Source organism: Clostridium sp. AM34-11AC, assembly GCF_003435375.1.
GTDB classification, from domain to species: Bacteria; Bacillota; Clostridia; order Lachnospirales; family Lachnospiraceae; genus Pilosibacter; species Pilosibacter fragilis.
Window position 1 is genome coordinate 3,361 of record NZ_QWGL01000035.1, and the last position, 25,553, is coordinate 28,913.

The window sequence follows — 25,553 nt, forward strand, 5'->3', positions numbered from 1 at the left end:
GTAAAGGAAAACCGCTGTTGCATGGTTTGTTGGATTCCATGTAGCAGCGGTTTGTGCTGTGGTTATTATTTCATTCGTTTTCTTAATATTCGGCGATAATTTGTTTCTCCCTTTGGTGCGTCCTGTATAATTTCCAACACACCATCTTCAAGCATTTTATCAATGCGATTGGAAATCCATACATCACTAATTCCAAGTTGATATTTTCCTAAAACATTACCTATGACAATAGCCATTTTGAATTGCTCTGGCTGTTCCGCAATTTCACGAAGAATGAAACTATCATATATATCTTCTGAAACGCTTTGCAATTTACCATTTAACATTGCACGCAAAGGTGCATTTTCATTTTGAAGTTGATTCCATTTCATAGTACAAGCTGAAAGAAATACAGGATTAGCTTTCTCTTGTAGAGTTATATAGTTTCCCCATTCGCCAGGAGAGACCTCGCCCCATGCTATTTTGGATGTCATAGTATTTTCTTTTCCATATTCCCATGTAGGTAACTTAACCAAATAAATTGTTGTCTGGCAGTTTAATGGTTGAAGTTGTTTCATAAGCCAATACATACCACAAAGCTCATCTGGATTATAGCTATACCAAATGCGAATTTCTTCCCCAGCTACATATCGTTCAATCACTGAGGTCAATGTAGTTTTAATTTTCTGTATTTTTTCTTCAACCTGATAATCTAAATCCTCTACAAAGCAGACAGACAGCATTTTCTTGAAAATATTTTTCCGCTGTTCGCCAATTCCATTATCAGAAATATCTCCCACACTAAGAGCCATATCAAAACAATAAACATCACTGCTCTTGCCTCCCAATGGAATAGCATTCTCCCAAGCAATGCGTTCTTGTTCCTGTGCTTGAAGCTGTGCCTTTTTCATTTCATCTGAAGATGGAACACTCCCGTCTTCGTGCCTCATAAATATTGAAACAGCACTTCCTCTATACTTTCCCTTGCCGTAAGTTTGGGCAATTTTCAAACTTCCACAGGCACTTTCACCAAATACAATTTCAATCATCTTATATACCTCCGATTTAATTGCTCCCGTTATGAATAAATCATCTCATACAAAACAATTTCTTCTGCCCTGTTGTGAATGTTATTGCAACGCTGCACCCATTCCATTTGTCGGGTACACTTCAATTCCTCTGTCACGCCCTCGGTAGCTTTCATCTGCTCCATGATAGTGTCTAACCGTTTTTGTGCCTGTTCATTCAGGTCTGCAAGATATGTCAACAATTCTCCGGTCAGTATCAATGTATTCAATCTGGCTGGGTGGACTTCTCTTAAATATTCCCGGTGCATTCGTCCGTACTTTCCGATAGGGCGGTGTTCCTCCGGCAGTTTCAAGTCCGGGATGTAGTAATCTCCGACAAGGATATAATCAATTCCGTTTTCCGTTATTCTTGGTTTCAATTCGCTCATGTTCCTTACCTCCTGTGGAAGCAGGCTCGTCTGGTACTAACTCAATCACATCAGTAATCTCACAATTCAGAGTTTCACAGATACGGGCTAATGTATCCATGCTGATGTGCTTTCCCTCTTTGCTCATGTTGGCAATCATATTTGTTGTCATACCAGCAGCAAGCCTTAAATCCTCTTTTCTCATATCACGCTCTAACAGTGTGTGCCAGAGTGGTTTATAGCTGATGTGCATATTGTTTTCCTGCCTTTCTATCCATACCACCGGGGCGGTTGCCCCGGCAGGAACTTTTCTCTTATTATAACACCAATCTTGTGAAATCACAATTTATTCTTGTAGCCTGCCGCTGATACCGTCTGGATTGTGCATTCCCTTTCTTTTTGTTCCCTTTAATTAGCCATGAACTGTTTCATACCCTGGCTTTTTGCTGATGTGTGATAAAGAAGTAGTAGAAGTGTAAAAAATTTTGCCGTTCCTATCCGGCGTTTGCGCATTGCGCCGGATAGGTCGGGCGGTCATTCGGGCAGGTCTACCTTGCCAACGAAAGAGTAATAAATATCAATGTCCTGTCTGCGTGTGCCGTTCTCGTCATAGCTGCACTCATGCACAACGATTTTCTCCACAAACTCACGCAAAAGGGTAGGGGTAAGTTCTTCAAAGCTGGTGTACTTGCGGACAACATTCATAAACTTTTCTGCGTTTACCGTGGCTTCCTGCGCTTTGGAAAGCTCTGCCCGGATAGCGGCGGCTCTCTCTTTCAGTTCTTTCTGCTCGGCTTCATAGTCTGCCGACAGCTCCGTGAAACGCTCGTCTGAAATGCGCCCGGTCACGCTGTCCTCATACAGCCGCTTGAAGATAGCGGATAACTCGCTGATACGCTTCTCGGCGGCTTCCAGCTCCTTTTTCCTTGCGGCGTTCCTGCGCTTGCCCCCGTCCTCGTTCTGCTCGATCAGCAGCTTCATAAACCGGGCTTCGTGCTTCGCTGCATAGCTGGTGACTTTCCGCAGATTGTCGGTCACTCCGGCGGTCAACAGGTCGGTGCGGATAAAGTGCGCCGTACAGTCACGGGTACGCTTCTTGTAGCTCCCGCAGATATAACAATCCTGCTTGCGGGTGGCGTTCTGGTAACGCTGCTGGTAAAGGACGCTGCCGCAGTCGGCACAAAAGAGTATGCCGGAGAATAAGCCCACTTCATCATAGCGGTTCGGGCGTTTGCGCTGCTTGCGTAACTCCTGCACACGCTCCCACATCTGGGTGTCAATGATAGGCTCATGGTGGTTCTCGAAAATCGCCTGTTTCTCAATGGGGTTCTCTACGCTGTGCTTGGTCTTGTAGGACGGCTTCTCCGTCTTGAAGTTTACCAGACAGCCCGTGTACTCCCTGTTTTCAAGGATATGTACCACGGTATTGGTCGCCCACTTGCACTCATAGCCGGGGTGGTAGCGGCGGGTGCTTCCCGTCCGACGGTATTCCAGCGTTCCCGGCGTGGGGATCTCCTGCTCTGTGAGCATACGGGCTATCTTGGTCGGCCCGTTCCCGGCAAGGCACAAGCTGTAAATCTGCCGCACAACAGGGGCGGCTTCCCCGTCAATGATAAAATTTTCGTCCTCGTCCATAAAGTAGCCGTATACGGGTTTGCTCGTGACGGGCTTCCCGCTCATACCCTTAGACCGTTTTACTGCTTTGATTTTCTTGCTCGTATCTCTCACCAGCCATTCGTTAAAAATGTTCCGCAGAGGGGCAAAATCATTGTCGCCCTGTGCGCTGTCCACTCCGTCATTGATAGCGATAAAGCGGACGCCTTTCTGTGGGAAAATCATTTCCGTATACATTCCCACTTGCAGATAGTTTCGCCCTAACCGTGACATATCCTTGACGATAACGGTGCCGACTTTTCCGGCTTCAATGTCCGCAAGCATGGCTTGAAAACCGGGTCTTTGGAAGTTCGCCCCAGAATAACCGTCATCTGTGTACCATTGCAGATTGGAAAAGCCGTTCTGCTTCGCATAGGTTTCAAGAATACGCTTCTGGTTTGAAATAGAATTGCTCTCACCTTGCAGCTCGTCCTCGTGGGATAATCTCGGATAAAGGGCGGTAATAAGGTTTCGGGTGGTCTGTCTTAACATAGTGTCCTCCATTTCCGACAGCCAGCCCCACTATTCCGTATGACTATCATACCACACGCCGGGGCTGGCTGTACAGTCCTTTCTGCTTCTTTACGTCCCGTCAAATTGCCGATTTTTGTGTAGCAGCTTCCGCTTCCAGCACTTTCAGCATTTTATCGGCGGCGGTGGCGGTGGTGTCCTGCTTGAAATAGCCGGAAACGACAAGGACAGAATTACCTATGCGGATTTCCGTCACGCAATCCGGGCGGCGGGTGCTGCGGTCATTCTTTGGGGTGTTGGTCATAGGCGGCTCTCCTTTCTGTTCATCAGCTTTTTCAGTTGTCCCATTTTCTCCTGCGCCGTGGCTTTTCGGAAGTTGCTCCCGGTAAAGCGGACAGGAGAACACATTTCAATCAGACGGTCATAAATGCGGGCGTGGGCGGTGTCCTCCGGGTGCTGCAAGTCCTCCAGCGTGAGATTAGTCGTGACGATCAGCGGCCTGCCGCTGCGGTAACGGCTGTCAATCACGTTGTAGACCTGCTCTAAGCCGTATTCCGTTCCCCGTTCCATTCCAAAATCGTCAAGGATAAGCAGCGGGAAGCTGCAAAGTCGGGAGATATATTCATTCCTGCCCTCAAAGCTGGCGGCAAGGTCACCCAATATCAATGCAAAGTTTGTCATGCACACGGGGATTTCACGCTCCATAAGGGCATTTGCGATACAGCCCGCAAAATAGCTCTTGCCTGTGCCAACGCCGCCCCATAGCAGATAGCCAATGTTGCGCTCTTTCATGGTTTCCCAGTTCTCCACATAGAAATGGGCGTGTTCCATTTGCGGGCACTTGCCGTTGTCGTTCTCAAACGTCCAGCCCTGCATAGCCGGGTCTGTAAAGCCCCGCCGCTTCAACCGCTCGACAGTTTCAAGGTGACTGCGCTGTTTCTCTGCGGCTTCCCGTTCCTCACGCTCTGCCCGCTGGCAGTCACATTCTGCCGGGTGGCGGTCACGCCCCAGCCATGCGGCGGTTTCTTTGGGGAAATAGCCCTCTTTGGGCTTGTGGCACTTCCCGCAGTATAAAAGCCCGTCCTCGCCGGTGTAGTCCTCCGGCTCCGGCGTGGTGTCGGTCATATTCAAAATCATTTCATCAAATCCATTCGTCATAAGCTCTCGCCCTCCTTACAGGTATAATCGGGTATGCCCTTTTTCGGGGCTTTCTTGGCTGCGTCCTCCTGCGCCCACTTGAAAATCGTGGCTGCATGGCTCTTGTATTTCCTCCCGCTGGAAGCGATATGGCAGGATAGGCGGTCAATGTAATACTCCCACTTGCCGGGAAGCTCTGTTTTCAGCCCGTCAAGCTCCGTATCGGAAAGAATGACATTGTGGTATCTGCCATAGGCGGCGGGGGCGGGGTGTCCCGTTTCTAACTCTCTCTCTTTTTCTATTTCTATATCTATCTCTTTCTCTATCTCTATCTCTGGTGGACAAATGTCCGCTCGATATGGTGGACATTTGTCCGCCCCTGTCTGCGGCAGGGCTTTTTGTTCCTGCAAAGCCAGCCGCGCCCTGCGCTTGCGCTCCCCCTCGGTAGAGGACTGGCCGATTAAAAGCTCAATGTTGCTCATGTAGAGTGCGCCGCTTGGCAAAGGCTCCACAAGCCCCAGCTTCATAAAGATTTTCAAAGCTCTCTCTACGGTACCTACCTGCTGGCGGGTAATGGTCGCAATCATCTGGGCGGTGTAGGGGATATTCTCGTCAAGCTGCAATTTCCCGCCGTTTTTCAGCGATTTCAAGTACAGCTTCAAGAGAATGTTGGAATAGATAACGCCGTCCTGCATACTTTCCAGCAGAACGATTGCATCATCGTCAAAATAGCTCTCTTTCAGCTTGAGGTAGTAATATTTGCGGTTATCTGCCATAGGCTGCGTCCTCCTTTTTCCAGCGTTTGGAATAATAGCGAGGGCATAGTATGATAACCGCCCGGAAGCTCTGTTTGCAGTCACGGGTGCAGCCCCGGCATAGGTCGTTGTAAGTGATACGGTTGCGGTGGTTGAGGAAGAAAGACCATTCCAGCCGCCGCTTCTTGCTCATTCTCGGCAATGGTAAGCTCCTTTCTGCCGTTCCTATCGGTGTAGCGGGATAGGGGGCATTTTCTGTATGTTCTCGGTATCATTTTCGGGCTTTTTCTGCCCTGTAAGCCCCGTTTGGAAGTCGGGGAGTATTGCGGTAAGGGTTCATATCATACCTGTATTTTTGTAGGGTTTCGGTATCATTTCGGGGCGGTCTTTAACGCTCCTGTTCACGCTTTTTCTGCTGGCTCGGTGCGCCCCTTAAAATCTGGTCGATATTGCGTCTGACTGTCTGAAGCTCCTGCGCCCACTGGCGTTTCTCCCGGTAGTCGTTATATCCGGCGTTCTTCTGGACGGTAAGCTGCTCAATCTCCCTTTGCAGGGCTTTGCTGGCTGGCAGCTTGGTTATTCCATGCTCCCGGAAATAACGGGCGGCTGTGTCCGCTATGATAAAATCGCTTTCGTGCTGTTCCCGGTAGGCTCTCCGGGCTTTCTCCGATTTCTGCGCTTTCAGACCGTCACGGGCGGGCTTCGTGCCGATATAGCCCAAAAGGTTGCGCTGCAATTCCTTTTTCTCCCGGATAGCGGCTTCCAGCCCTTTCAGTCCGGCAAGGCTCTCCTGCGTGGCGGTGTTGGCTGCGGAAATGGCAGCGTCCAGCTCGTCCGGGGAAGAAAAGCCATACTGCTGGTAGAGCATGAGGGTAGCCGACATCTGTTTGAGGTTGTGCATGGTCGCCCACTTCTCATAGCCCCGTCCTTTCCCCTCGGCTCGCTTGGCGGCTATGTCTACCATGCGCTGTACAGCGTCATTGTTCGGGGCGTTTTTCGCTTCTTTTTTCGTCCGTAAGCGGTCTTTGATACTGCCGGGGTATTCCGCTATGGCTGCGGGTTTTTCGGCGGCTCTGGCGGCGTTCTGCTCCAAAACGGAGAGGACAGCAGCCCGGTCAAAATCGTCCCCCAGCTTCCGGGCGGTAATTGGCTTCGTCCTGTCCGGCGTGAGGTAACTTAGCCGCCCCCGGCTCTCCTTGACGGTCACACCATGCCGGAGAAGCAGGGCGGCAAACTCATCAAAGCCGGAAGCAGCGGCAAGGGCTTCCCGGATAGTCCGGCGCAGCTTCGCCTTATCCGTTTCAAACTTGGTCTGCCGGGGCGCGATACCGTCCGCAGCAATAGGGGCGTTGGCTCTGTCAAGGGCAGCCTGTCCTTTCTTCTGCGCCCAATACTCACGCTCGGTAATGCGTTCTTTGCTGCCGTTCAAAAGGTCTATCTGGTAAAGCCCCTCGCTGTGGCACATCTCCATGACTTCGGCTTTCAGATAGTTCATAGCTGCGTCCGTACAGCGGTGCTTGCAGCCTGCTTTCCTGTCCGCTGGCCTGTCCATGTGGGGCAGCATGGGAACCTCCGCAATCCGCAGACTGTTAATGACGATATGCACATGGATATTTTCGGTGTGGCTGTGTCCGTCCGGGTGGGTGCAGACAAGGGCCTGGTGTCCGGGGAAATGCTCGGCGCAGAACTTCTCGCCCAGCTCCTGCGCCCGATCAACGGTCAAGCCGTTGTCCGGGCCGTCCCGTGGGTCAAAGCTGATGATGTAGTGGTGGCTCTTTACGTCCTCCCGTTTCTGGTTCTTGCCGTAGCGGAGATTGGAGCGCATACAGGCAACGGCAAAATCCTCCCCGCCACAATTCAGAGAGGATATGCGGTAGTCTACCCTCGGTATGAGCCGCCCGTCTGCGTCAAGGGTGGGCTTCATGGTAAACTCGTCATGCTCGAATGTGAGGTATTTTTCAGCGTCCCCGTAGTTGGCATTTTTAGAGCTGATATGTTTGAGTATCGCCAACGGCTTCACCTACTTTCTGCAAGACTTCAAACTTCAAGGCGGCAAGGTCGGCGGCGGCTCCCCGCACTTCCTTTTCCAGCCCCCGGTAGGGGCTTCCGTATTCGTTCAGGCTCCGGGCAATCTGGTTTAAGTTGCCGCCGATTTTCCCGTACTCTGCCGTGAGCTTGGAGAGGGCGGCAAGCAGCCCGTCATTGACCGGGGAAACGGTGACAATGGGGCGTATGGTCGCTTTCCGTATGGCTTGCCGGATAAACTCGGACTGGCTGATTTCATAAGCCGCCAGCCGCCCGGTGAAGTCGGCGTATTCTTCATCGGTCATGCGGGTCTTTACCACATGACGGCGGTGGGGCGTATTGTATTTCTTTCGCATGGTCTGTGACCTCCTTTCTCGCCCGACAGGGCGCATAGCAGGGTTTGGGGAAGGCACTCCCCAACAAGATTCCCGCAGGGGCAAAAATAAGCGGAGAGCGAATTTTGGCACCTCGGTAGAATCTTGCTCTGAAAAACTCCGGCGTTCCCCGGCTCCCGTCCTTTCCGCTAACAAAACGTTTCAAAAGGGCTTTGCTACCCGCTATTCCGGCTTATCTTGAAAATTTTCCTTTCACTACCTACAACACCACGCAAAGCAAAATGGACGGAGATTTTTAGAATTTCCCCTCTATTCCCTACAACACCACGCAAGCCGGAATAGGCGGACAATGGCAGTATTTTTTTCTTTGATACCCTCTACGGATAAGTAAGGGATTTTGCCAACTGCGGCGGCTATTTTCCCTTTTGTTTTTTCATACTGGGGATTTTCAAAAATGCCAAACAGGAACGAAAAAAAGCAGCAAATCTGTTGAATAGATTTACTGCTTTCTGGTTGCCGGCGAAGCGGCGGTTATTCAGTTGTAGGCGGTAGGGCTATCTCCCAAAGCGGAACTTGAAAATAGCTGTGAGAAGCGTCTGGGTGATGTAGTCCTCTGTATCTTGGTCTACCCGTCCATTCACACGGGCGGCACATTGTATGCGGCGGCGGTAATACTGCAATACAGTTCCCACCGCTTCCGGCTCCCCGCTGGCGGCTTGGACGATTGTTTCATAGGGGAGAAGCCTATTATTTCTCATATGCCATTCCCTCCATTTCCGCTTGGAGCTGCCGTAGGGCTTTTCGGATATGGTAGCCCGCTGTGCTGCGGCTGCGCCCGTACTGTCTGCCAATTTCGTGCTGTGGAATACGCTTGAAAAAGGACAGGTAAATCATTTCCCGCTCCCGTTCGTCCAGCCGTGACAGGGCTTCCGCAAGTAAACCGCTGCTGAAAATGACCGTATCGCCGCAAAGGGTAAGTATGTATTCCTCGTCCGGCTCCGGGGCTTGGAAATATTCATCTGTCGTGCCTAAAGGGTAGTGCTTTTCGTCTGTGAGGTATTCAAGGGATATTTCTCTTTTGTGCTTCCTGCTCCGTGTCCTCGCTGCGTTGATCGTTGCATTTCGGATAACGACTTTGCAAAAGGCATGGAAAGTGTACTCGATATGTTCCCGATATTCTTCTGTACAGGTCATGGAAAATCCCCCTTTCCTCCCAAAAGGGCTGTGGCTGGTTAGTAGTTGCTTTTTATGATAGTAAGGGGCGGCAGCACTTTAGGCTGTCGCTCCTTGACTGCCTAACTGCAAAACCGGGCGGGGCTGTCAACGGCGGGCGAAGCCCGTTCATCTTGACCGTTGACTGGCTCGGCCGGGTTTGCTATTTATCCGGCAAACTTGAATTTATTTTAAGCTATCACGTTTTACCTTTTTAAGCCTTACTATCATTACCATAGGAATTTCTTTATTGTTTTTGAAACATTCTTCATAAAATCCATCAATGACAAATCCAGCTCTGAAACAAAGGTTAAAAATATCTTGTATGGAACGATGATAATAAATCTGCTCCTCCGGCTGCCCTTCGATCGCTATATCATAGTAACTGTGCGGTGTCATATATTTTTCAGTCAATGTGATAAAACAAGGGTGCTGCGTTGCAAAGACAAAAATCCCGTTTTCCTCCAATAGTTCATAAACAGCCATAAAAAGCGGTTCAATATCCGTAATATCCATAATTGCCATATTAGAAACTGCTTTCGTAAAGGCTCGATTTCTTTTTAATCCTAATAAGCTTTCTCTATTGGTCGCATCCGCTACGCAAAACTCAATTTGTTTTGCATATTGTGATCGCCGTCTTTTAGCCAATTCTATCATTTTTTTGCTGTAATCAAAAGCGACGACCGAAGCGCCTCTCTGTGCAAGATACGAAGAATAATTTCCATTGCCGCACGCAATATCCAAAATGTAATCCGAAGGATCAGGAGAGAGAAGTTCCGTTACTTTGGGACGTACTACCTCTCTGTGAAATTCATTGGATTCGTCACCCATTGCATCATCCCAAAATTGTGCGTTTTTCTCCCAGATCTTTTTGCTTTCCTCTGTTCCCATGTTCTCTCCCACTCCCAAAATTTGCCTTTTTGCTTCCATTAAATCTTCCTTACTATATTCCATTGTTACCCTCCATAACTTCTGATTGTTGCCGTCTTGACTATTATGTATCTTTTCTTTCCAAAATGGTATAGGCTTTTATTTTTATAATGCTGCAAAACTTTTCTTCTGTAAGGTATTCAAAGGATATTTCCCTTTGCCGCCGCTATTGGAAAGCCAAAAGCAGCGGCTTTTTTACGCGATATGACCGAAAAGACTAGAAAGCAGGATATGTCATCATTTGTCATTTCTTCTCAATGTAATAACTGCATGGCATATCAAGCCAAATACAAGAGAAAAACAGCCACCGCCAAATAGTGATGCTCCCCACCCTGCACCCGACATTGTCATAAAACCGCCAACAAAGAAAATACCAATGCCAAGAAATATCCCGACACCATAAAAAAGTCCAATTGCCATATCATACTTATTAAATTGTCGTTTCTCTTTTTTTCACATGTTTCCATTTTTGTTATTACCTCCTTCGCAAAATCGTCCATGTGGACTCCAAAAAGAAAACAAATTTTTTTCAACGTATTTAAATCGGGTTCATTAACATCTCTCTCCCAATTCGATAGCGCCTGCCGGGTAACATTCAATTTCCCAGCCAGTTCTTCCTGTGTCATTCCCGATTGTGTTCGCAGATGACGTATTTGCTTTCCTGTTGTAATATCCGTCTGTTTCTGGTTCAAAATGGTTCCTCCTCTCTGATGCTGATTTTATCAATGATATTTCGCAATAGCCAGCAATGAACGTTTGCATTGCGCAAGATGTTACATTATCTTCTGAAACATATGCCGGATCTTGTCTAAACGGCTGTTCGGGCGGCGTGGCTGAAACACAGGCTCGCCGGAAGTTTCCTGATACCCTTTTAATTCTGTAATGCAGACACTTCTTCCATTTGTATAAAAATTCAAATCATTTCTATATTCACCAATACAACGGGCAGGGATTTCCCCCTTAAAAATAACTTCATCTTTTTCAAGTCTGGTTGATTCAATGATTGCGCAATACTTTGGTGCGTCATTATAAGCCCGTGAAAGATATTCCTGCGGTGCAAAAAGGGTAAAGGAAAGGTATGGTTCCAACAGTTGTGTTCCTGCTTTTTTCAATGCCTGCTCCAACACGACAGGCGCAAGAAAACGAAAATCAGCGGGGGTGCTGACCGGGCTGTAATAAACTCCATAATCAAAACAAATTTGGCAGTCTGTCACTCCCCAGCCATATAAGCCCTGCTCCATTCCATAACGCACACCCTCCATGACGGCATTTTGAAAACTTTGGTTTAAATAGCCGAGAGATACCTCGCTTTTATATTGTGTTCCGCTTCCAACAGGAAGCGGTGTTACAGTCAAACCAATAGATGCCCAAAACGGATTCGGCGGCACTTCAATATGAATCGTGTAGCTCGCTTTTTTTTGCGGTCTTTCCAGATAAATAACCGAAGGCTCTTTCATAGCCACGCCCACATGATATTTTTCTTCTAATAGCGAACAAATAACTTCTAACTGTACTTTTCCCAAAAAAGATAATATAATCTCATGTGTAACAGTATCAATGTCAAAATGCAAAAGAGGGTCTGTATCAGCAATCTCTGTGAGGGCATTTAACAGGGCTTCCCTTTGCTCCGGCTTTTGCGGCTCTACCGTTGTCCGAAGTAATGGCATGGGATTATCAATCCGTGTTTTGTGAGGCAGGAGTTTTTCATTTCCCAGAATGTCGTTCAGTTTCAAAGTATCATCAGCTAAAATAACAATTTCTCCCGGACAGGCATGGTCAACCGGGACGATTTCACCATTTGACGGAATACACATTTCTGTAATCTTTATTTTTTCCTTTTTTGACAGCAGCAGGGTATCCCGTAAATGGAGCGTCCCATGATACAGGCGTAAATAAGAAAGCCGTTTTTTCCGCTCTGTATACTCAACCTTAAAAACATGTCCACATAATTCAGACTGAATATCGTCTGTTTCTGTAATGAAAGTTTCTGTAATCGCTTCAATCAGTTTTTCTGTTCCTAAATTGTCTTTTGCACTCCCATGATAAACAGGAAACAAAGAGCAGCATCTGGTTCTTTTGCACTTTTCATATTGTAATTCCTGTATATCCAAAGAATCCTCTGCAACATATCGTTCTAATAGTTCATCGCTTCCGGAAATAATCATATCCCATTTGTCCAAATCAGAAATATCGGTCATGGTTATCTTTGGCGACAGGGAAACCTCCTGCATGACAATCATATCACTGGTAAGTTTATCTTTAATGCTTTGGTAAACACGCCGCAGGTCGATCCCATTTTGGTCTATCTTATTTATAAAGATAATTGTCGGAATGTCCATTTTCTGAAGCGCATGGAATAATATACGGGTTTGTGCCTGTACGCCGTCTTTTGCCGAAATGACTAAAACAGCTCCGTCAAGGACAGATAAAGAGCGGTATGCTTCGGTTAAAAAATCCATATGACCGGGAGTGTCCACGATATTGATTTTATAATCATTCCAGCAAAAAGAAGTAACCGCTGTCTGAATGGTAATTCCGCGCTGCCGTTCCAAAATCATAGTGTCTGTTCTTGTAGTTCCTTTATCCACGTTTCCTTGTTCCGCAATCGCTCCACTGGTGTACAGCAGGCTTTCCGTCAATGTTGTTTTTCCTGCGTCTACATGGGCGAGAATTCCAATATTGATTATTTTCATGTGATTGTCCTCCTTTTACAGCCCCAAAAGGGCATAAAAATCCCCAGCAGTAAAATACTTTTACCACTGGGGATTATAATTTGCGGACATACACATATACAGCATACACCTGTTTGTGATTGCTGTTTTTCGGATATGTCAAAATTGATAAGGCAAAAGTATTCTTAAATTGGGTACAAAAAACCAAGCCCCCACAAAAGGGACTATCATAATCCTTTGTTCCCACTATTTGATTATAGTTTTATTTAAGAATACCTTGCCGCATATTTTTTACTCCTTTTTTGGAATGATGCTATTATATCACATTAGTTTTAGGAAAGAAAGTACCTAAAAGAAATTTTTCTTCCCCTTATATGTAACAATCATACCGACTTTCTGGCGTTCAGAATGGTTTCTGCTGTCTGCTGTGGTGTTTGGTTGGAATTGTCCAGCCAAAAGCCGATCCGTGGTGTTGTCTGCATAAATGTATCGTATAAGGTTTCAACCGTAAAGCCGGAATAGCCTGTTTTCTCCCTGTATCGTTCCCTTCCTTTTATTGTTTCCACATCTGGACAAAGAACGACAACCTCAACAGGGTATTTATGCGGCACAAAAAATATGTACATGTAACTAATTCAACACATTTATAATTTGAATAGGGACATTATAGCATTTACTAAATACAAATTCAATGTATACGGAAATAAAGATATAAGGAGTGGGAAGGATTCCGCCGTAGTCGGCATTGTAGGAAAATCCAAAAGTTTAGATTTTCCCACAATGCTTATCTTTTGGTCTTTGGTTCGGAATAGTGTAGTGCTGGCGGTCTATCTCTTGTTTTCGGTTGCTTGCTTCCTTACCGTACATGAGCATTGGAAGCAGGGTTGTCCTGGCCGTAACCTTCCAGAAGGTTGATAACGCCCCAGATACCAAGACCTGCGCCCAGGGCCACTACGAGAGTCTGCAAAACACCAACTGCACTGTTGAAAAATGCCATAAAATAATCCTCCTAAAAAATGTTTTTGATTTGGGTTTAAGTAGTTGCGTCAATCTCGTACACATCGAAGGTGTCCGTGGGTTTTACCACGGCACGCTGCTTCTTCATGTACCGTTCCATGTCAAAGACATTTTTAGGGTCGGCGTCGGCCGTGTATCTGTAATTCGGGTGTCGGGTGAGGTCGTACTTGTCCGAAAGGAACGGGCGCACGCCCCGCAGCATGAAGATACACTTGCCGCCGTCCATCACTGCCAATTCGTCCTGGGTCATCAACTCTTTGCTATCTTGTCAAGTGGTAAATTCGGTTTTTTCGCATGTAAGAGGAAATACGTTGTAGATTGTTCATAGATATGTTAAACTTATTTCAACAACCAGATATGCTCCAATAAAGTAAAATCTTTGTAGGATTGAAAAACATTTGATTTCAGGAGGACGAATATGAAAGTAAATAAAGCGGTGGCAATATTGACATTATGCTCCTTGTTTTTTTGTGCGTGTTCCCAAAATACTTTAGATACAAACGCGAATGGAGAAAACACTGAATCTATTCAAGAACCAAAAGTAACTACAGAAAACATAAACAATAGCGAGACTGTTGAAATAACTGAAGATACATTGGCATCTTCGCCATTTAAAGTGCAAATCGATAAACCCACTTTAGAAATGGGAAAAGAAAAAGAAACAACTGTAATTATTACTGCGGACATAGAAAATTGGGATTATACTGTTTCTGCGGCAAATGGAACAATATCCGATTTATCCGCTATGTCTTTTACTTATACAGTTCCTAAAGATGAAAAAATAAGAGAAGATACAATTACCCTGACATTATCTGATTATGATAACGGCAAACAATATAAATACAGTATTCCTTTTATTTTTTCTAAGATTGATGAAAAAATGATTCTGGATAATTAAAAACAATCCGGGAAGAGATTATAAAAAAATCGTAACATTGAATCTTGCAAGGGAATTACACGTTACAGTGGAAGAATTATTTATACCGGAATAAAGAATCCATTACTCCCGGCTTTGAAATATTTTTTATTACAGACAGGAAAGGCAGCCGCTTCCCGCCCACGGCTGCCTTCCTCATTTCTTTTACCTGTCCTCAAGCACTTCCAATATAATCTTTGCCCCAAGCCGGAAACCGAAAATAAAGGTTTCTGCTGTCTCAAGCGGGAGTGCGTCAAGCTGCTCGTCCATAATCTCTATAAAGCGTTCGCTAAGCGGCGGGTTAAATGCTTTTAGCTGTTCGATGAAATCCTCATAGTGGCTGTAATGCTCCCGGCGCATTTTCTGGTATCCTTCCGTCCTGACATTGACCTGTTCGGCTGGGTAGATTTCCCCGTCATAAAGCTGTTCCAGTACACTTTTCATTTGTCCATCCTCCTTGTTTTGTATTATAGTTTTGTATTACATATTTGTATTCTATCATGTGATATATAAAAGTCAAGAAAAATCGTCTATAATGATTGCATATTTGTAATACGGAGGTGTAACATGGCGGATAAGTTTGTGGTAAGGCAGAAGAAGCCGGACAGAAAGGAAGATAAATCCGTAGTGATGACGCTTCGGATAGACAGGGAATTGCAGGAGGAATTTGATAAACTGTCAGCTAAAAGCGACCGCTCCCGCAATGAACTTATGTGCATGGCTCTGCGCTATGCGTTGGAACATCTGGAATTTATCCCGGAAGCCGGAGAATAAAAGCCCCGGCTTTTTCCATGCCCGAAAAAAAGACCCTTCTCCCGGAATGGAAGAAGGGCTGCTGTCATTATTGCGCCGCCGGTATTTCCCCGACAAAGTTATAGATGATTTTGACTTCCTGAACCTTTTCGCCATCAACCTTGTTTATCTCGCCTACCAGAATCCGGCTGATAAGGCGGTTCAGGACAGTTTCATCCAGTTCCTGAATCGCTGCGTACCGGCGGATTTCCCGGATAAAGCTTCGTACATCGTTTTCCTGTTCGTTGGAACGGTGCAGGAGAAGGGATAAATCCTTTATGCGGCTCTGGTTTTCCTCCTGCTCCTTTTCCATCGCCGCCGTCAGCTTTAAAAAACGCTGTTCTGACAGGATTCCTTTTGCCTTGTCGGTGTAGAGATTTAAAAACATTTCGTCAATCTCCTGATTCCGCTTTTCCAGCCGTTCCCGTTCCTTCTCCATTTCGGAAGCGTCCGACAAATACCTCCGTTCCATGCGGCTGCACAGCCGCCGGTAGAAAGCGTCTGCATCCTTCAGCGCCATTTCCGCCAATTCCTGAATATCCTTCAACACAAGGTTATACAAGTCCCTTGCTTCTATCTTGTGGCTGGTGCAGGCATCCTTCCCCAGCCGGTTATAGGTCTGGCAGATATAATACGCCTTGTCAATCGGTTCCCGTTCCTTACCGGTAAACCGGTTCTTCCCTGTCCTTCCGACCTTTTCATAGCGTGCCTGCATGGATTTGCCGCAGGTAGCGCAGTAAACCATACCGTGGAACAGGTTGTAAAAGGGGCAGGCGTTCCCCTGCATGATAGGAGGGCGGCGGTCAATCAGTTCCTGTACCTTCTCCCAATCTTCCGGGCTTACAATGGCTTCATGGCAGTCCTCTATGACCTCCCAATCCTTGCGGGGGATGGTGTCCACAGTGCCGGAGCGGATTCCTTTTTGGTGTGTCCGGCAAACCAGATGTGCGCCCTTATAAAAAGGATTCCGCAGGATATGGCTGATTCTTGCGCTCCCCCACGAATAATAATTGACATCACAAGCCGTATTGCTTTTTACCCGTGTGATAGGGATTTTTTCCTCCATGAGCTGCTTTGCAATCCGCATACAGCCCCAGCCGTTTAAAGCAAGGTCATATATCTTTCGGATTGTGGGGGCGGTCTGAGGGTCAAGCACCAGATGCCCCCGGTCAGCCGGATCACGCATCAGACCGAGGGGCGGCTGACCTCCGCAAAACTTTCCCTGACGGGAGCGGGTCATGCGTCCAGCCAGCACCTTTTTGGAAATATCCCGGCTATACATATCATTCAGGATATTTTTAAAGGGCGTGATGTCCATTTCCTGACGGGTCAGGCTGTCCACGCCGTCCGTGACGGCAATATATCTTACATTGTGTTTTGGGAAAAAGACTTCGATATAGCCGCCCGCTTCAATATAGTTTCTGCCAAGCCTTGAAAGGTCTTTGGTAATGACGCAGCCAACCTTCCCGGCTTCGATGTCGGCAATCATGCGTTTAAACGAAGGGCGGTTGAAATTACGCCCCGTGTAGCCATCGTCCACATAGTATTCATAGGGGAGCAGACCGTTCTTTTCAGCATAATCTTTGAGCAGGAGCTTTTGGTTGGAAATGCTCATGCTCTCGTTTGCGTTGCCATCGTCAAGGGAAATCCTGCAATAGAGGGCGGTTACTTTTTTGACTATTTTTTTATTCCTGTTCATAGTGTTCTCCTTCTACGAACAGGGACACGATACTATTATAGTACCATGCCCCCGCCGTCCTTTCAACTGTTTTTCGCCGGATTTTAGCCTTTTAACTGGCTTTTTGCCCCATCCATTCCTCAAACCGTTCACAGGTCTGCCGCTCAATAAGCTGCTCAAAGGCTTGCTGCATGGTTTGGCTGCCTGCAAACTCACGGGAGACGATGAACCGGACGCCCCTGCGCTTCCGTTCCGGTTCCGGCGCCTTTGCCGGATAGCTGCTCTGCTTTGTTTCTGCCATAGGCATTTACCTCCATAAAATAACCCGGAGCGTTGCCGTCCGGGTGCTGCGTGCGGTCTGCCGGTTGGGTGGGAGCCTGACAACGAAGTCTGACAACGGGCGTTTAAAAACCCCGTACACAATCCCCGGCATACCGTTTCCTTTCCTGATTTCTTTTTTTCTGATTTTTTCGTTGCTTTCGTTGTCAGCAGGGAAAAATCCTTAAAATAAGCCGTTTGCAGGCTCTCCCCCTGACAACGGGGCTGACAACGGGGGCGGCAACCGGCTGACAACCGGCTACGCCTTTTCCCCTTGCAGCCATTCCTCCGGCAGCCCAAGCTGGACGGCTTCCTGTTCCGGTAAAAACTGGAAACCGGATTTTTCCTGACCTCCGTTGTCAGGCGCTGCCCGTTCCCATCCTTTCTGCCGGTGGTAAGGGGCAGGAAAATGTCTGGGATTTTCAAAAGCTTTCCAGCCTGCCGCATAATTCTTCATCACGGAATTGATGTCCCGGATTTCATACTGTTTCGGTTCCTCATAGGACGGATGCCCCAGCCCTTCATAGTAGATTTGCAGGGAGCAGACCATCTTTCCTCCATATCCGTCAAGGAAGTTTAAAATCCGGGCGGCAAACGTGTCCTCCGGCATGAATAATTTCTGATGTTCTTTCAGATACCGTTCCATGCCTGCGCTTAGTTTCAGCTTCCCTTCTCCCCGCCGGTACACCTCCATGACCTCCGCCCACATCTGGCTGACATAAGCCCTCGAAGCCGGTTCATCCTCCAAAATGTGAACCTCTGCTGTTTCCGCCTGCACCAGAACAGGCAGAAACCGGCGGTTGCCGGTACGGTCAAGGGGCAGGAAATCCGGCGTGTTGGAAGTACCGGCAAAGACGCACTGGCGCTTATGGTCTTTCGGATGGACTTCATAAGGAGCCTTATAGGTTTCCTTCTGGCGGCTTAAAAAAGCCTTGATGTCCTCAATGCTCTTTGCGTTTGCGGTAGCAATCATTTCTGACATTTCAATAATCCAGTGTCCTTGCAGCTTGCGGTAGATATTATCATCATCGAGCCTGCGTAAATCATCGGAGAACCACTCGTCCCGGACGGCAAGGAACCGGAAAAAGGTGGATTTTCCGGCTCCCTGACCGCCCACCAGACAGAGCATGACCTCAAACTTTGTGCCGGGCTTGAATACCCGTGTGATAGCTCCCAGCATGAACAGCAGGAGAACCTCATAGTTATAATCGCTTATCTCTGCGCCGAGGAACCGGTGTAAAGCGAAGCGCACCCGCTCTGTCCCGTCCCATGAAAGGCTGTTTAAATAATCCCGGATGGGATGGTAGCGGTATTCATTGGCGGCGACCTTGATTGCCCCTTCAATCCGCTTTTCCGATGTCAGTCCATAGTGTTCTTCCAGATACAAAACCAGATACTGGATGTCCACATCCGTCAGCCGGTTCCCGTCCCGATACCAGCCGAGGGGCTTCACAATATCCACCTGATCGGTCAGTAAGTTGTTGCTGAACGCCCCTTTTAAGAGCGGGTCATGGAGGAACACTGTCCGGTAGTTCCCCGGCGTGTTTGCAGTCTGCCCCTTCTGGGTCACTTCCAGCATATCCCGGACTTCGGATACCGTTTTGTCACCGACAAGGCTGTCGGCTGCGGCTTGCAGTGCATTCCTTGTGGCTGCCGGTAAGCTCTGATATTCTTTTTCCAATCAGTTCCACCTCCTTCCCATGCCCGATGATAATATCGGCTTTTTCCTCCGCCCCGCCGGTAAGCAGCGTGTCCAGCAGATACCCTATATACTCCTGTTTCTGCAAGGCTTCTACAAACAGCGGGTGCCATGCGTCCCCCGGCGATTTGGGGGCGTGTTCCGTTCTCCATCTCCCCAGCAGATGGTAATAATCGCTAAGCACCCGGAAGCATTTCTGCTCCGCCTGCAAGAAGCGAAGCTCCGCCGGTATGCTCCGTTTTACAGGCTTTGGCGAAGGTCTGCCCCGGTTGTCATAGGGGATTCCAAAATCCGCAGCCAGCCGTTTTGCCGCTTCCACGCCGGACAGGTCAAAGAGCCTTGCCGCAAAATCAATCACATCGCCGTCTGCCTGACAGCCGAAGCAGTGGAAGCGTCTGTCCGCTTTCAGGCTGGGCGTTTTATCTTTGTGGAAGGGGCAGCACGCCATGCCGTTCCTTCCTACATGGATTCCATAATGCTCCGCAGCCTGCCTTGTGGTGACAGCCTGCTTTACCGCTTCAAATACATCCAAACGCAATCCTCCTTCCAATCTCCATAAGGGGAAAATCTCCTACCGTTCCATATCCGGCTTTTTCCGTTCCGGTCTGCGGCGCATATCTTCCCGTCTTTCCATTTCCTCCTGCGCTTTTTTTAGCTGCTCCCGGATGGATTCCCTTGCTTTTTCCTTGATTCTTTCCTTGCCTGCCCGTTTGGTTTCCGGCTGCATAAGCGCTTTTTGGATTTTGGCAAAGGCGGTCTGCATCGTATTTTTTATTTTCCCAATCACCCCATCCAGACGGGCAGCGGCGTATTCCCGCTCTTTTTGCGGGGCTTTCCGTTCCGGGGAAAGAACCCACTTTTTCGATTCCTCCACCAGCCGGATGTCCTCCTTATGGGTTTCCAGCCGGACGGCATCCGCCACGACCTCCACCGCCTTGTCATAGGCGGCATCGGAAACATCGTCCAGAAGCGTCTCCACATCCTCAATTTTCAATGTCAGTTCTTCCAGCTTCTGCTCCTGCGCCGCCAGCTTTTCCTTCTGCTTCATCAGGATATAGTCCTGCTTTTCCAGATACTCCCGTCCCCCATAGGACGGCTCCTGCTCCAGATGGACGCCATGCCGCCTGCTGATGTCAAAGAGCATGGTGCGGCAGACGGAATCAAAGGTCTGCTTGCGGTTGTTATGCTTGCCTTTTGGCTTATCCGGGTCAGGCAGGGGAATCCCCAGTTCCTCCAGCGCCTTTTCCTGCTGGGGACATAATTCGCCGTACCGGTTCTGGCAGTCGAATACATGGCGTTCGTGGATATGGGGCGTACCCTCATCCAGATGAAGCGCCCAGTTGAGGAGATGGACATGAGCGCCGAAACGCCGCTCAAACTCCCCGTAAAATTCATTTACAATCTGAAATAACACCTCTGGCGGGACGGATTCCTCCACCGTCCCAATCTGGTAGATGGTTTCCTCCGGGCAGGTCTTGCTGTTCTTTAACAAATCGCCCACAGTGCGGTTGCGCTCCGTGTGCCGGGTCTTTTCATTCCTTGCGTTCTGGGCATCCACAAAATCGGAATAATGCTCCGTGTAATACATCCGCTCAACCTGTTCAAAGCTGCAATCCGGCTGGGAGGAATCCTCCCGGCTCCCGGCTGTCGTGTAGCCCCGGTAACAGTCCCAATAGATATTTTTCTTTGCCCGTTCCGAATCAATATGCTCGCTGTTTCCCACATCGAAGCGCCGGTCATTGTGGCGGGGATTATAAGTGCCGTTCTTGCCGGAACGCCCATTGTGCCGTGTCAGTTTCAAGTTTGCATCCTCCTTCCTGTTTGAAGATTTCCCCCGTGAGGGGGAGGGCTGCGAAGCTGCCGAACCTGAGTGATTTTGCGTCAGGTAATACCCAGTACGAGTTGACGCAAGCATCAACTCTAGCTGGGCAAGGCGTTTCACCCTTGACCCGATGGGGCTTGCCGCCCTCAACCCGCCAAGGCGCTTCGCCCTTGACCCGATGGGGCTGCCGCCCTCAACCTGCCAAGGCGCTTCGCCCTTGACCCGATAAGGGCTTGCCGCCCTTAACCCGCCGCCGCATGACAGCCCGGAAAATGCCCCCGGAACGGGCATTTTCGCCGTCCGGGGCTTTCCTGATGTCTGATACCGGCTAATCATCCCGCAGGAAAAACGCCGGTTCCACACCCGCTGTTTTGACCGAAAACGCTCCCAAATCATGCTGTTTTCTTTCCTACTGTTACGGGCTGGAAGCCATGTTCCTTTGCATAAGCCCTTGCCGCCGCCCGCCGTTCTTCACTGTATGGCGGCACCAGCCGGATGGACAGACGGGATTTATCCAGAACATAGGTCACGCTTCCTTCCGGCGTGGCTCTTTCCATGCGGCACAGGAGCGGATATTTTTGGGAGAACTCCGCCAGCCGCCGCTTTAAATCCGCATTGAATGTATAAATGGTGGCTTCCTGTTCGGCTTCGTTGAAATTCACAATCGTTTCCTTCTCATACTTAGACGGCTTCCTCATACATTCCCTCCTCATAATCAGTGCTGGCTTCCACGACCCGCAGGCAGCGTTTGCAGCGGAAGTAACCGTCCATTTCCATGCGGAGGTGGCGGTAAAAATCGGGGAACCATTCTTCACCGGCTTCCTGCTCAATTTTGCGTGTAAGCCCCAAAAGCCAGTGCTTCGCTTCCGGGTCAACCGTCAGTGAAACCAGCAGCTTAAACCGTGTCACCGTGTTTTTATGGCTGGGGCAGCCAAACACATACAACGCCTTCTTTTCTTTGATATTTAATTTCATTCTGCACCTCATTCTTTCTGGGGCTTTTGCCCCGGTGTGAAAGGGCATCCGTCTCCCGGATTCCCTTTTGTGTCAACCAGTTTCATTTGCCGTTTTCCTGCAAGCCGTTCCTGCCCGGAGGTTCTCTCCCGGCGTATCGTCCCTGTTGGTGCGCTCCTGTCATGGCGGCACTTCCCCCAGAGCCATATCCGCTTGCAGCCGGTCATTCTGTTTTCAATGTTCCTTCTGACCTCTCCATCTTATCGAAAAAAAGCGGCTTTCCCCGTATGTCCAAGACGATGGAAAAATCCGCAGAAACCGGATATTTCCACGCTTATGGAAATCGTGGTATAATCCTTGTATCAGCGGATTTTAAAGAAGAAAGGGGATTGATTTTTATGTATGTGAAGCTATCCATACCGGAACGGCTAAAGGATTTAAGGGTGGTAGACAAGCACCTGACCTTAGAGCAGCTTGCAAATGAAACCGGACTGTCCCGGTCTGCCCTTGCAAAATACGAGGGAGACGGTTATAAGGACATCAGCCCGTTTGCCATTGCAACGCTGGCTGATTTTTACGGCGTGTCTGCCGATTACCTGATGGGGCTGACGGAAAACAAGGAGATCCCGAACATAGAAGTCCAGTCGCTGCACTTAAACGACAGCATGATAGAGCTTTTAAAAAGCGGAAGAATCAACAACCGGCTGCTCTGCGAGATTGCCACCCATGAGGATTTTCCACGGCTCCTGACAGACATTACTATCATCGTTGACCGCATCGCCGGTATGCGTGTCAACCAGCTCAACATGGACTTAGAAGCAGCCCGCCAGACGGTCATGGAAACCTATGCGCCGGGGGAGGATGACCTTTATATGCGTACCCTTGAAGTGGCACAGGTGGACAGTGACGATTATTTCAACCACATCGTCCACAAAGACCTTGACCGGATTGTAAAGGACATCCAGACGGCGCACACAAGCGACACCACAACCGCCGATGAACGGCAGCCCACGGTAGCGGAGATACAGAGGAAGTTTGCACAGCTTATCCAGACAGGAACCAGCGGAGAAGAAGCCTTTATTCAGGTATTCTGCGACCAGATGGAAATCCCTTATGATAAGATAACCTCTGAGGAATTTACCTCTTTTTTAGGGATTCTGGGGAAATCCAAACACGCAAGGAAGTTCCAGAGTATGCGGGGGAAGGGCAGCCCTATCCCGCCCACATGGAACGGCGGCAGGAAGCGGCGATAAAAAAGCCACCCGCCGGATTGACCGGTGAATGGCTTTCAATGTGAAGATTTTTTATTTTATGGTTAAAAGGATTTCCTGCCCCTGATATATGGCAGATATATTTCCATCACGGAATCGGTGACGCCGTTTTGGTAAACCTTGCGGATGTCCGTAACCGTCCCCGCCGGCGCCTGCTCCAAGTAGGCGAGAAGCTCCGTCCTGCCGTTTACAAAGTGGCAATGCTGACCTTCCATGCGCTCAATGCGGTATTTCATAGCGGCTCCTTTCCGTACACAAGTTCCGATAAGATAATTTCCTCCGCCCGGTTCCGTATGCTGTTCATGTGCTGCACCCATGCAAGCTGGTCACTGGCTTTTAATGCTTCCGTCACGCCCTCCGCAGCTTTCATCTGTATGATAATTAGCTCCAAGCGTTCCTGCGCCTGTTCGTTCAGGTCAGCAAGATACGTCCAAAGATTTCCCGAAAGCAAAAGGCTTAAATAGAGGGCGGGGCGGGCTTCTTCCAGATAGGCTTTGTGCAGCCGTCCCCAGCGCCCGATAGGGCGGGATTCCTCCGTCAGCCGTAAAGCGGGGATATAGTAGTCACCGGCGAGAACATAATCTATGCCGTTCTCCGTGATTCTTTTGGGTAGTTTTTCCATGTGACGACCTCCTGTATTCAATTTTCAGAATCCAGTTGATCGTGTCCCTGTCCGTGTGAAATTCAAGGCAACTGAACTCTTCACAAACAAGTATGTCATATCCTTTCCTAATTTCTGATAACTGAGGCCATGGGAAACCTGACTGCCCCGGTTTTCGGACTGGTTATAGAGATCAATGGTCTCTTTCCCCAGCAGCTCCGAAATTTCCTTGAGCGTGGATTTCTCTTTGCCTCCCAAAAACAAGGTGCTGTCACAGTTACCGACAATGGTATCTGCCGCATCCTTGTAGATGGTCTTTAACTGACTCTGCGACTGCAAAATAATAGAAGCCGATATCTCACGGCTTCGGATGGTGGCAATCAGCTTATCGAAGTTCGGTATCTGGCCGATGTTGGCAAACTCGTCCAAGATCAGACGGACATGGACGGGCAGCCGTCCGCCGTAGAAGTCATCCGCCTTGTCGCAGAGCAGATTGAAAAGCTGACTATACATGAGGGCGGCCACGAAATTGAAAGTGCTGTCCGTATCCGACAGGATCACAAACAATGCCGTCTTTTGGTCGCCCAGGGTATCCAGTTCCAGTTCGTCATATTCCATCAGGTCCCGCAGCTCCTTGATATCGAAGGGAGCAAGCCGGGCACCGCAGGAAATCAAGATACTTTTGAGTGTTTTGCCAGAGACGAAAAGTCAAGGACTTTTTCATCAAATTCAAAAAGAAGTTACATTTTGCGGACTTCCTCACGGAGCAGACGCTTGATTTTGTCCTCCATCGTCTCTTTTGCGGTCTGGCTGAAATGCACACGGACGATATAGGTTGTCTTTCCGATCTGCTTTCTGACAGTCGGGCAAGGGGCGGTGTTGGTTGCGGTATTGTTCATTCAAAATCCTCCTGTAAATGAAAAATGCCCGGTGACTGTTCATCATCGGGCGATGTCGGTATGAGGGAACAAGGCAAGGCGGCAACATTAAGGTATCTATAAAAACCTTGCCGTCTTTGCCACGCTTGCCGTGTTCCTGTTGTCAGTCTCGGAGATAGCAGACCCATACTGTGCCGTCTTTCTCGGTCACAAGCCTGTCCCCGATACGGCTCTTTGCCGTTCTCATGGTGCGTGAGGAAATCCCACGCTCATTGACCGTCTTTTCCAGCTCTGCACTTGGCATACGCTTTCCATCTGCCAGCAGTTCCAGAATGAGCATTTGCGCTTGTGCGGTCTTGCTCTCGGTCTTGGCGGTGTCTGTCCCAGCAAGAAGCTCGTCAGCGGTAATGTCATAAGCTCCTATCCATTCAAAGCCTTTCTCGTCTCCCAGAGAAAAGGCAAGGGACTGTCCGGGCGGCGCAAGGGAGCTTTTCTCATGGATAAGCACCCTCGTTGTGGGGCTGTCCTTCAGCTTGCCGATAAAAAGCAGACTGCGGACTGCCGCCGTAATGTCGATAGACCCTAATCCCCGATAGGTGCTTTGCGTTCCTGCGGCTTTGTTCAGGTGTCCGATCAGCACGATAGCGCATCCGGTAGCCTGTGCAATGTCTCCCAGACTACGGAAGATGGGACGGACTTCATTTGCCCGGTTCATGTCCACATCTGCGCCCAGAAACGCCTGCATCGGGTCAATGATAACCAGCCTTGCGTTGTTCTCTCGGATTGCTCTTGCGATGCGCTCATCAGCAAGGGTCAGCGGCGTGTCTCTATCGTCAATAACAAGCACTCGTTCAAGGTCTGCGTCAGCTTCCATCAGCCGGGGCTTAACGGTATCGCCCAGACCGTCCTCGGCGGTCTGATAGATGATATTGAAAGGCTCAAGTGTCTCCATACCGGGTAAGGGCTTTCGGTTGGTGCAAGCCGCCGCAAGACGCATGGCAAA

30 protein-coding genes and 4 pseudogenes are annotated in these 25,553 nt (G+C 48.8%); 3 read left to right on the forward strand and 31 right to left on the reverse strand.

All coding sequences use genetic code 11. From position 1 onward, the window contains the following. Positions 1-65: 65 nt before the first annotated feature. The 18 genes and pseudogenes from DW826_RS15050 to DW826_RS15140 form a co-directional block, all read right to left on the reverse strand. Positions 66-1,028 (reverse strand): DUF3658 domain-containing protein, encoded by a 963-nt coding sequence (locus DW826_RS15050; protein WP_005335911.1) that lies wholly within the window; start codon positions 1,026-1,028, stop codon positions 66-68. A gap of 29 nt (positions 1,029-1,057) precedes the next feature. Beyond that, entirely contained in the window at positions 1,058-1,435 is a 378-nt protein-coding gene (locus DW826_RS15055) for a TnpV protein (RefSeq protein ID WP_117553117.1), read from the reverse strand. After that, entirely contained in the window at positions 1,395-1,667 is a 273-nt protein-coding gene (locus DW826_RS15060; protein ID WP_002593556.1) for a helix-turn-helix domain-containing protein, read from the reverse strand. The genes DW826_RS15055 and DW826_RS15060 overlap by 41 nt, the downstream gene beginning before the upstream one ends. A 281-nt stretch (positions 1,668-1,948) precedes the next feature. Further along, positions 1,949-3,559, reverse strand: a complete 1,611-nt coding sequence (locus DW826_RS15065) for a recombinase family protein (RefSeq protein WP_002605633.1) — start codon at positions 3,557-3,559, stop codon at positions 1,949-1,951. Between the two features lie 100 nt (positions 3,560-3,659). Next, entirely contained in the window at positions 3,660-3,842 is a 183-nt protein-coding gene (locus DW826_RS15070; protein ID WP_002605634.1) for a transposon-encoded TnpW family protein, read from the reverse strand. Further along, positions 3,839-4,696 carry an ATP-binding protein gene (locus tag DW826_RS15075; protein ID WP_002605635.1) on the reverse strand — a complete coding sequence of 286 codons (858 nt, stop codon included), beginning with the start codon at positions 4,694-4,696 and terminating at the stop codon, positions 3,839-3,841. The genes DW826_RS15070 and DW826_RS15075 overlap by 4 nt, the downstream gene beginning before the upstream one ends. Beyond that, positions 4,693-5,451, reverse strand: coding sequence for a phage replisome organizer N-terminal domain-containing protein (locus tag DW826_RS15080; RefSeq protein ID WP_002605636.1), 759 nt, complete (start codon positions 5,449-5,451; stop codon positions 4,693-4,695). Before DW826_RS15080 ends, DW826_RS15075 begins: the two co-directional genes overlap by 4 nt. Next, on the reverse strand, positions 5,441-5,632 hold the full coding sequence (locus tag DW826_RS15085; RefSeq protein WP_006058351.1) for a hypothetical protein: 192 nt from the start codon (positions 5,630-5,632) through the stop codon (positions 5,441-5,443). The genes DW826_RS15080 and DW826_RS15085 overlap by 11 nt, the downstream gene beginning before the upstream one ends. A gap of 186 nt (positions 5,633-5,818) precedes the next feature. Next, positions 5,819-7,441: a relaxase/mobilization nuclease domain-containing protein gene (locus tag DW826_RS15095; protein WP_117553118.1), complete on the reverse strand. Its 1,623-nt coding sequence runs from the start codon at positions 7,439-7,441 to the stop codon at positions 5,819-5,821. Beyond that, positions 7,413-7,811: a plasmid mobilization relaxosome protein MobC gene (locus tag DW826_RS15100; protein WP_002602094.1), complete on the reverse strand. Its 399-nt coding sequence runs from the start codon at positions 7,809-7,811 to the stop codon at positions 7,413-7,415. Before DW826_RS15100 ends, DW826_RS15095 begins: the two co-directional genes overlap by 29 nt. Before the next feature lie 533 nt (positions 7,812-8,344). Next, the gene (locus DW826_RS15105) at positions 8,345-8,548 is read right to left on the reverse strand and encodes a helix-turn-helix domain-containing protein (protein WP_002602095.1); all 204 of its coding nucleotides are present in this window, start codon (positions 8,546-8,548) and stop codon (positions 8,345-8,347) included. Further along, positions 8,538-8,984 carry a sigma-70 family RNA polymerase sigma factor gene (locus DW826_RS15110; protein ID WP_002602096.1) on the reverse strand — a complete coding sequence of 149 codons (447 nt, stop codon included), beginning with the start codon at positions 8,982-8,984 and terminating at the stop codon, positions 8,538-8,540. Before DW826_RS15110 ends, DW826_RS15105 begins: the two co-directional genes overlap by 11 nt. Before the next feature lie 204 nt (positions 8,985-9,188). After that, on the reverse strand, positions 9,189-9,956 hold the full coding sequence (locus DW826_RS15115) for a class I SAM-dependent methyltransferase (protein ID WP_002602097.1): 768 nt from the start codon (positions 9,954-9,956) through the stop codon (positions 9,189-9,191). Positions 9,957-10,279: 323 nt separating this feature from the next. Then, a complete protein-coding gene (locus tag DW826_RS15120) occupies positions 10,280-10,624 on the reverse strand; it encodes a helix-turn-helix transcriptional regulator (RefSeq protein WP_002602098.1) in 345 nt (114 codons plus the stop codon). A gap of 81 nt (positions 10,625-10,705) precedes the next feature. Then, positions 10,706-12,625, reverse strand: a complete 1,920-nt coding sequence (gene tet(32) / locus DW826_RS15125; RefSeq protein ID WP_117553119.1) for a tetracycline resistance ribosomal protection protein Tet(32) — start codon at positions 12,623-12,625, stop codon at positions 10,706-10,708. A gap of 362 nt (positions 12,626-12,987) precedes the next feature. Continuing rightward, a pseudogene (locus tag DW826_RS19015) lies at positions 12,988-13,209 on the reverse strand (phosphotransferase); the annotation flags it as partial. 263 nt (positions 13,210-13,472) lie between these two features. Then, positions 13,473-13,601, reverse strand: a pseudogene (locus DW826_RS15135) (Maff2 family protein); the annotation flags it as partial. A gap of 36 nt (positions 13,602-13,637) precedes the next feature. Beyond that, positions 13,638-13,880, reverse strand: a pseudogene (locus tag DW826_RS15140) (hypothetical protein); the annotation flags it as partial. 159 nt (positions 13,881-14,039) lie between these two features. Between DW826_RS15140 and DW826_RS15145 the strand changes: the two are divergent. Beyond that, on the forward strand, positions 14,040-14,519 hold the full coding sequence (locus DW826_RS15145) for a murein transglycosylase (RefSeq protein WP_117553120.1): 480 nt from the start codon (positions 14,040-14,042) through the stop codon (positions 14,517-14,519). A gap of 183 nt (positions 14,520-14,702) precedes the next feature. Here DW826_RS15145 and DW826_RS15150 read toward each other — a convergent pair whose 3' ends face one another. Then, positions 14,703-14,981 (reverse strand): DUF6809 family protein, encoded by a 279-nt coding sequence (locus tag DW826_RS15150; RefSeq protein WP_117553121.1) that lies wholly within the window; start codon positions 14,979-14,981, stop codon positions 14,703-14,705. A gap of 123 nt (positions 14,982-15,104) precedes the next feature. Here DW826_RS15150 and DW826_RS15155 point away from each other — a divergent pair, with 123 nt between their 5' ends. Continuing rightward, a complete protein-coding gene (locus DW826_RS15155) occupies positions 15,105-15,311 on the forward strand; it encodes a ribbon-helix-helix protein, CopG family (RefSeq protein ID WP_117553122.1) in 207 nt (68 codons plus the stop codon). A gap of 67 nt (positions 15,312-15,378) precedes the next feature. On the opposite strand, the gene DW826_RS15160 is transcribed toward DW826_RS15155, so the two are convergent. The 7 genes from DW826_RS15160 to DW826_RS15190 all read right to left on the reverse strand — a co-directional run bounded on the left by DW826_RS15160 (position 15,379) and on the right by DW826_RS15190 (position 21,821). Further along, the gene (locus DW826_RS15160) at positions 15,379-17,028 is read right to left on the reverse strand and encodes a recombinase family protein (RefSeq protein ID WP_117553123.1); all 1,650 of its coding nucleotides are present in this window, start codon (positions 17,026-17,028) and stop codon (positions 15,379-15,381) included. Between the two features lie 91 nt (positions 17,029-17,119). After that, positions 17,120-17,308 (reverse strand): hypothetical protein, encoded by a 189-nt coding sequence (locus DW826_RS15165; protein WP_117553124.1) that lies wholly within the window; start codon positions 17,306-17,308, stop codon positions 17,120-17,122. 276 nt (positions 17,309-17,584) lie between these two features. Continuing rightward, positions 17,585-18,904 carry a virulence-associated E family protein gene (locus DW826_RS15170; RefSeq protein WP_165870734.1) on the reverse strand — a complete coding sequence of 440 codons (1,320 nt, stop codon included), beginning with the start codon at positions 18,902-18,904 and terminating at the stop codon, positions 17,585-17,587. A gap of 25 nt (positions 18,905-18,929) precedes the next feature. After that, entirely contained in the window at positions 18,930-19,556 is a 627-nt protein-coding gene (locus tag DW826_RS15175) for a CHC2 zinc finger domain-containing protein (RefSeq protein WP_199679559.1), read from the reverse strand. 39 nt (positions 19,557-19,595) lie between these two features. Beyond that, a complete protein-coding gene (locus DW826_RS15180; protein WP_117553125.1) occupies positions 19,596-20,825 on the reverse strand; it encodes a serine/arginine repetitive matrix protein 2 in 1,230 nt (409 codons plus the stop codon). A 413-nt stretch (positions 20,826-21,238) separates the two neighbouring features. Beyond that, positions 21,239-21,544, reverse strand: a complete 306-nt coding sequence (locus tag DW826_RS15185; RefSeq protein WP_117553126.1) for a molecular chaperone — start codon at positions 21,542-21,544, stop codon at positions 21,239-21,241. Continuing rightward, the gene (locus DW826_RS15190; protein ID WP_117553127.1) at positions 21,528-21,821 is read right to left on the reverse strand and encodes a hypothetical protein; all 294 of its coding nucleotides are present in this window, start codon (positions 21,819-21,821) and stop codon (positions 21,528-21,530) included. The genes DW826_RS15185 and DW826_RS15190 overlap by 17 nt, the downstream gene beginning before the upstream one ends. A 377-nt stretch (positions 21,822-22,198) precedes the next feature. Between DW826_RS15190 and DW826_RS15195 the strand changes: the two genes are divergently transcribed. After that, a complete protein-coding gene (locus tag DW826_RS15195) occupies positions 22,199-23,053 on the forward strand; it encodes a helix-turn-helix transcriptional regulator (RefSeq protein ID WP_117553133.1) in 855 nt (284 codons plus the stop codon). Between the two features lie 62 nt (positions 23,054-23,115). Here DW826_RS15195 and DW826_RS15200 read toward each other — a convergent pair whose 3' ends face one another. The 5 genes and pseudogenes from DW826_RS15200 to DW826_RS15220 form a co-directional block, all read right to left on the reverse strand. Then, a complete protein-coding gene (locus DW826_RS15200) occupies positions 23,116-23,307 on the reverse strand; it encodes a hypothetical protein (protein ID WP_117553128.1) in 192 nt (63 codons plus the stop codon). Then, positions 23,304-23,693 (reverse strand): TnpV protein, encoded by a 390-nt coding sequence (locus DW826_RS15205; RefSeq protein WP_117553129.1) that lies wholly within the window; start codon positions 23,691-23,693, stop codon positions 23,304-23,306. Before DW826_RS15205 ends, DW826_RS15200 begins: the two co-directional genes overlap by 4 nt. 102 nt (positions 23,694-23,795) lie before the next feature. Then, positions 23,796-24,371 (reverse strand): annotated as a pseudogene (locus DW826_RS15210) (TraM recognition domain-containing protein); the annotation flags it as partial. A gap of 41 nt (positions 24,372-24,412) precedes the next feature. Then, positions 24,413-24,571, reverse strand: a complete 159-nt coding sequence (locus DW826_RS15215; RefSeq protein ID WP_009243220.1) for a transposon-encoded TnpW family protein — start codon at positions 24,569-24,571, stop codon at positions 24,413-24,415. A 142-nt stretch (positions 24,572-24,713) separates the two neighbouring features. Continuing rightward, positions 24,714-25,553, reverse strand: an 840-nt coding sequence (locus tag DW826_RS15220; protein WP_147327164.1) for an AAA family ATPase, incomplete at its 5' end; no start/stop codon positions are given.

Excerpts from the sequence above, each read along its gene's own strand:
- DW826_RS15050 (WP_005335911.1), bottom strand. The coding sequence starts at position 1,028 with ATGATTGAAATTGTATTTGGTGAAAGTGCCTGTGGAAGTTTGAAAATT.
- DW826_RS15055 (WP_117553117.1), bottom strand. The coding sequence starts at position 1,435 with ATGAGCGAATTGAAACCAAGAATAACGGAAAACGGAATTGATTATATC.
- DW826_RS15060 (WP_002593556.1), bottom strand. The coding sequence starts at position 1,667 with ATGCACATCAGCTATAAACCACTCTGGCACACACTGTTAGAGCGTGAT.
- DW826_RS15065 (WP_002605633.1), bottom strand. The coding sequence starts at position 3,559 with ATGTTAAGACAGACCACCCGAAACCTTATTACCGCCCTTTATCCGAGA.
- DW826_RS15070 (WP_002605634.1), bottom strand. The coding sequence starts at position 3,842 with ATGACCAACACCCCAAAGAATGACCGCAGCACCCGCCGCCCGGATTGC.
- DW826_RS15075 (WP_002605635.1), bottom strand. The coding sequence starts at position 4,696 with ATGACGAATGGATTTGATGAAATGATTTTGAATATGACCGACACCACG.
- DW826_RS15080 (WP_002605636.1), bottom strand. The coding sequence starts at position 5,451 with ATGGCAGATAACCGCAAATATTACTACCTCAAGCTGAAAGAGAGCTAT.
- DW826_RS15100 (WP_002602094.1), bottom strand. The coding sequence starts at position 7,811 with ATGCGAAAGAAATACAATACGCCCCACCGCCGTCATGTGGTAAAGACC.
- DW826_RS15105 (WP_002602095.1), bottom strand. The coding sequence starts at position 8,548 with ATGAGAAATAATAGGCTTCTCCCCTATGAAACAATCGTCCAAGCCGCC.
- DW826_RS15110 (WP_002602096.1), bottom strand. The coding sequence starts at position 8,984 with ATGACCTGTACAGAAGAATATCGGGAACATATCGAGTACACTTTCCAT.
- DW826_RS15115 (WP_002602097.1), bottom strand. The coding sequence starts at position 9,956 with ATGGAATATAGTAAGGAAGATTTAATGGAAGCAAAAAGGCAAATTTTG.
- DW826_RS15145 (WP_117553120.1), top strand. The coding sequence starts at position 14,040 with ATGAAAGTAAATAAAGCGGTGGCAATATTGACATTATGCTCCTTGTTT.
- DW826_RS15150 (WP_117553121.1), bottom strand. The coding sequence starts at position 14,981 with ATGAAAAGTGTACTGGAACAGCTTTATGACGGGGAAATCTACCCAGCC.
- DW826_RS15155 (WP_117553122.1), top strand. The coding sequence starts at position 15,105 with ATGGCGGATAAGTTTGTGGTAAGGCAGAAGAAGCCGGACAGAAAGGAA.
- DW826_RS15160 (WP_117553123.1), bottom strand. The coding sequence starts at position 17,028 with ATGAACAGGAATAAAAAAATAGTCAAAAAAGTAACCGCCCTCTATTGC.
- DW826_RS15165 (WP_117553124.1), bottom strand. The coding sequence starts at position 17,308 with ATGGCAGAAACAAAGCAGAGCAGCTATCCGGCAAAGGCGCCGGAACCG.
- DW826_RS15170 (WP_165870734.1), bottom strand. The coding sequence starts at position 18,904 with ATGCTGGAAGTGACCCAGAAGGGGCAGACTGCAAACACGCCGGGGAAC.
- DW826_RS15185 (WP_117553126.1), bottom strand. The coding sequence starts at position 21,544 with ATGAGGAAGCCGTCTAAGTATGAGAAGGAAACGATTGTGAATTTCAAC.
- DW826_RS15190 (WP_117553127.1), bottom strand. The coding sequence starts at position 21,821 with ATGAAATTAAATATCAAAGAAAAGAAGGCGTTGTATGTGTTTGGCTGC.
- DW826_RS15195 (WP_117553133.1), top strand. The coding sequence starts at position 22,199 with ATGTATGTGAAGCTATCCATACCGGAACGGCTAAAGGATTTAAGGGTG.
- DW826_RS15200 (WP_117553128.1), bottom strand. The coding sequence starts at position 23,307 with ATGAAATACCGCATTGAGCGCATGGAAGGTCAGCATTGCCACTTTGTA.
- DW826_RS15205 (WP_117553129.1), bottom strand. The coding sequence starts at position 23,693 with ATGGAAAAACTACCCAAAAGAATCACGGAGAACGGCATAGATTATGTT.
- DW826_RS15215 (WP_009243220.1), bottom strand. The coding sequence starts at position 24,571 with ATGAACAATACCGCAACCAACACCGCCCCTTGCCCGACTGTCAGAAAG.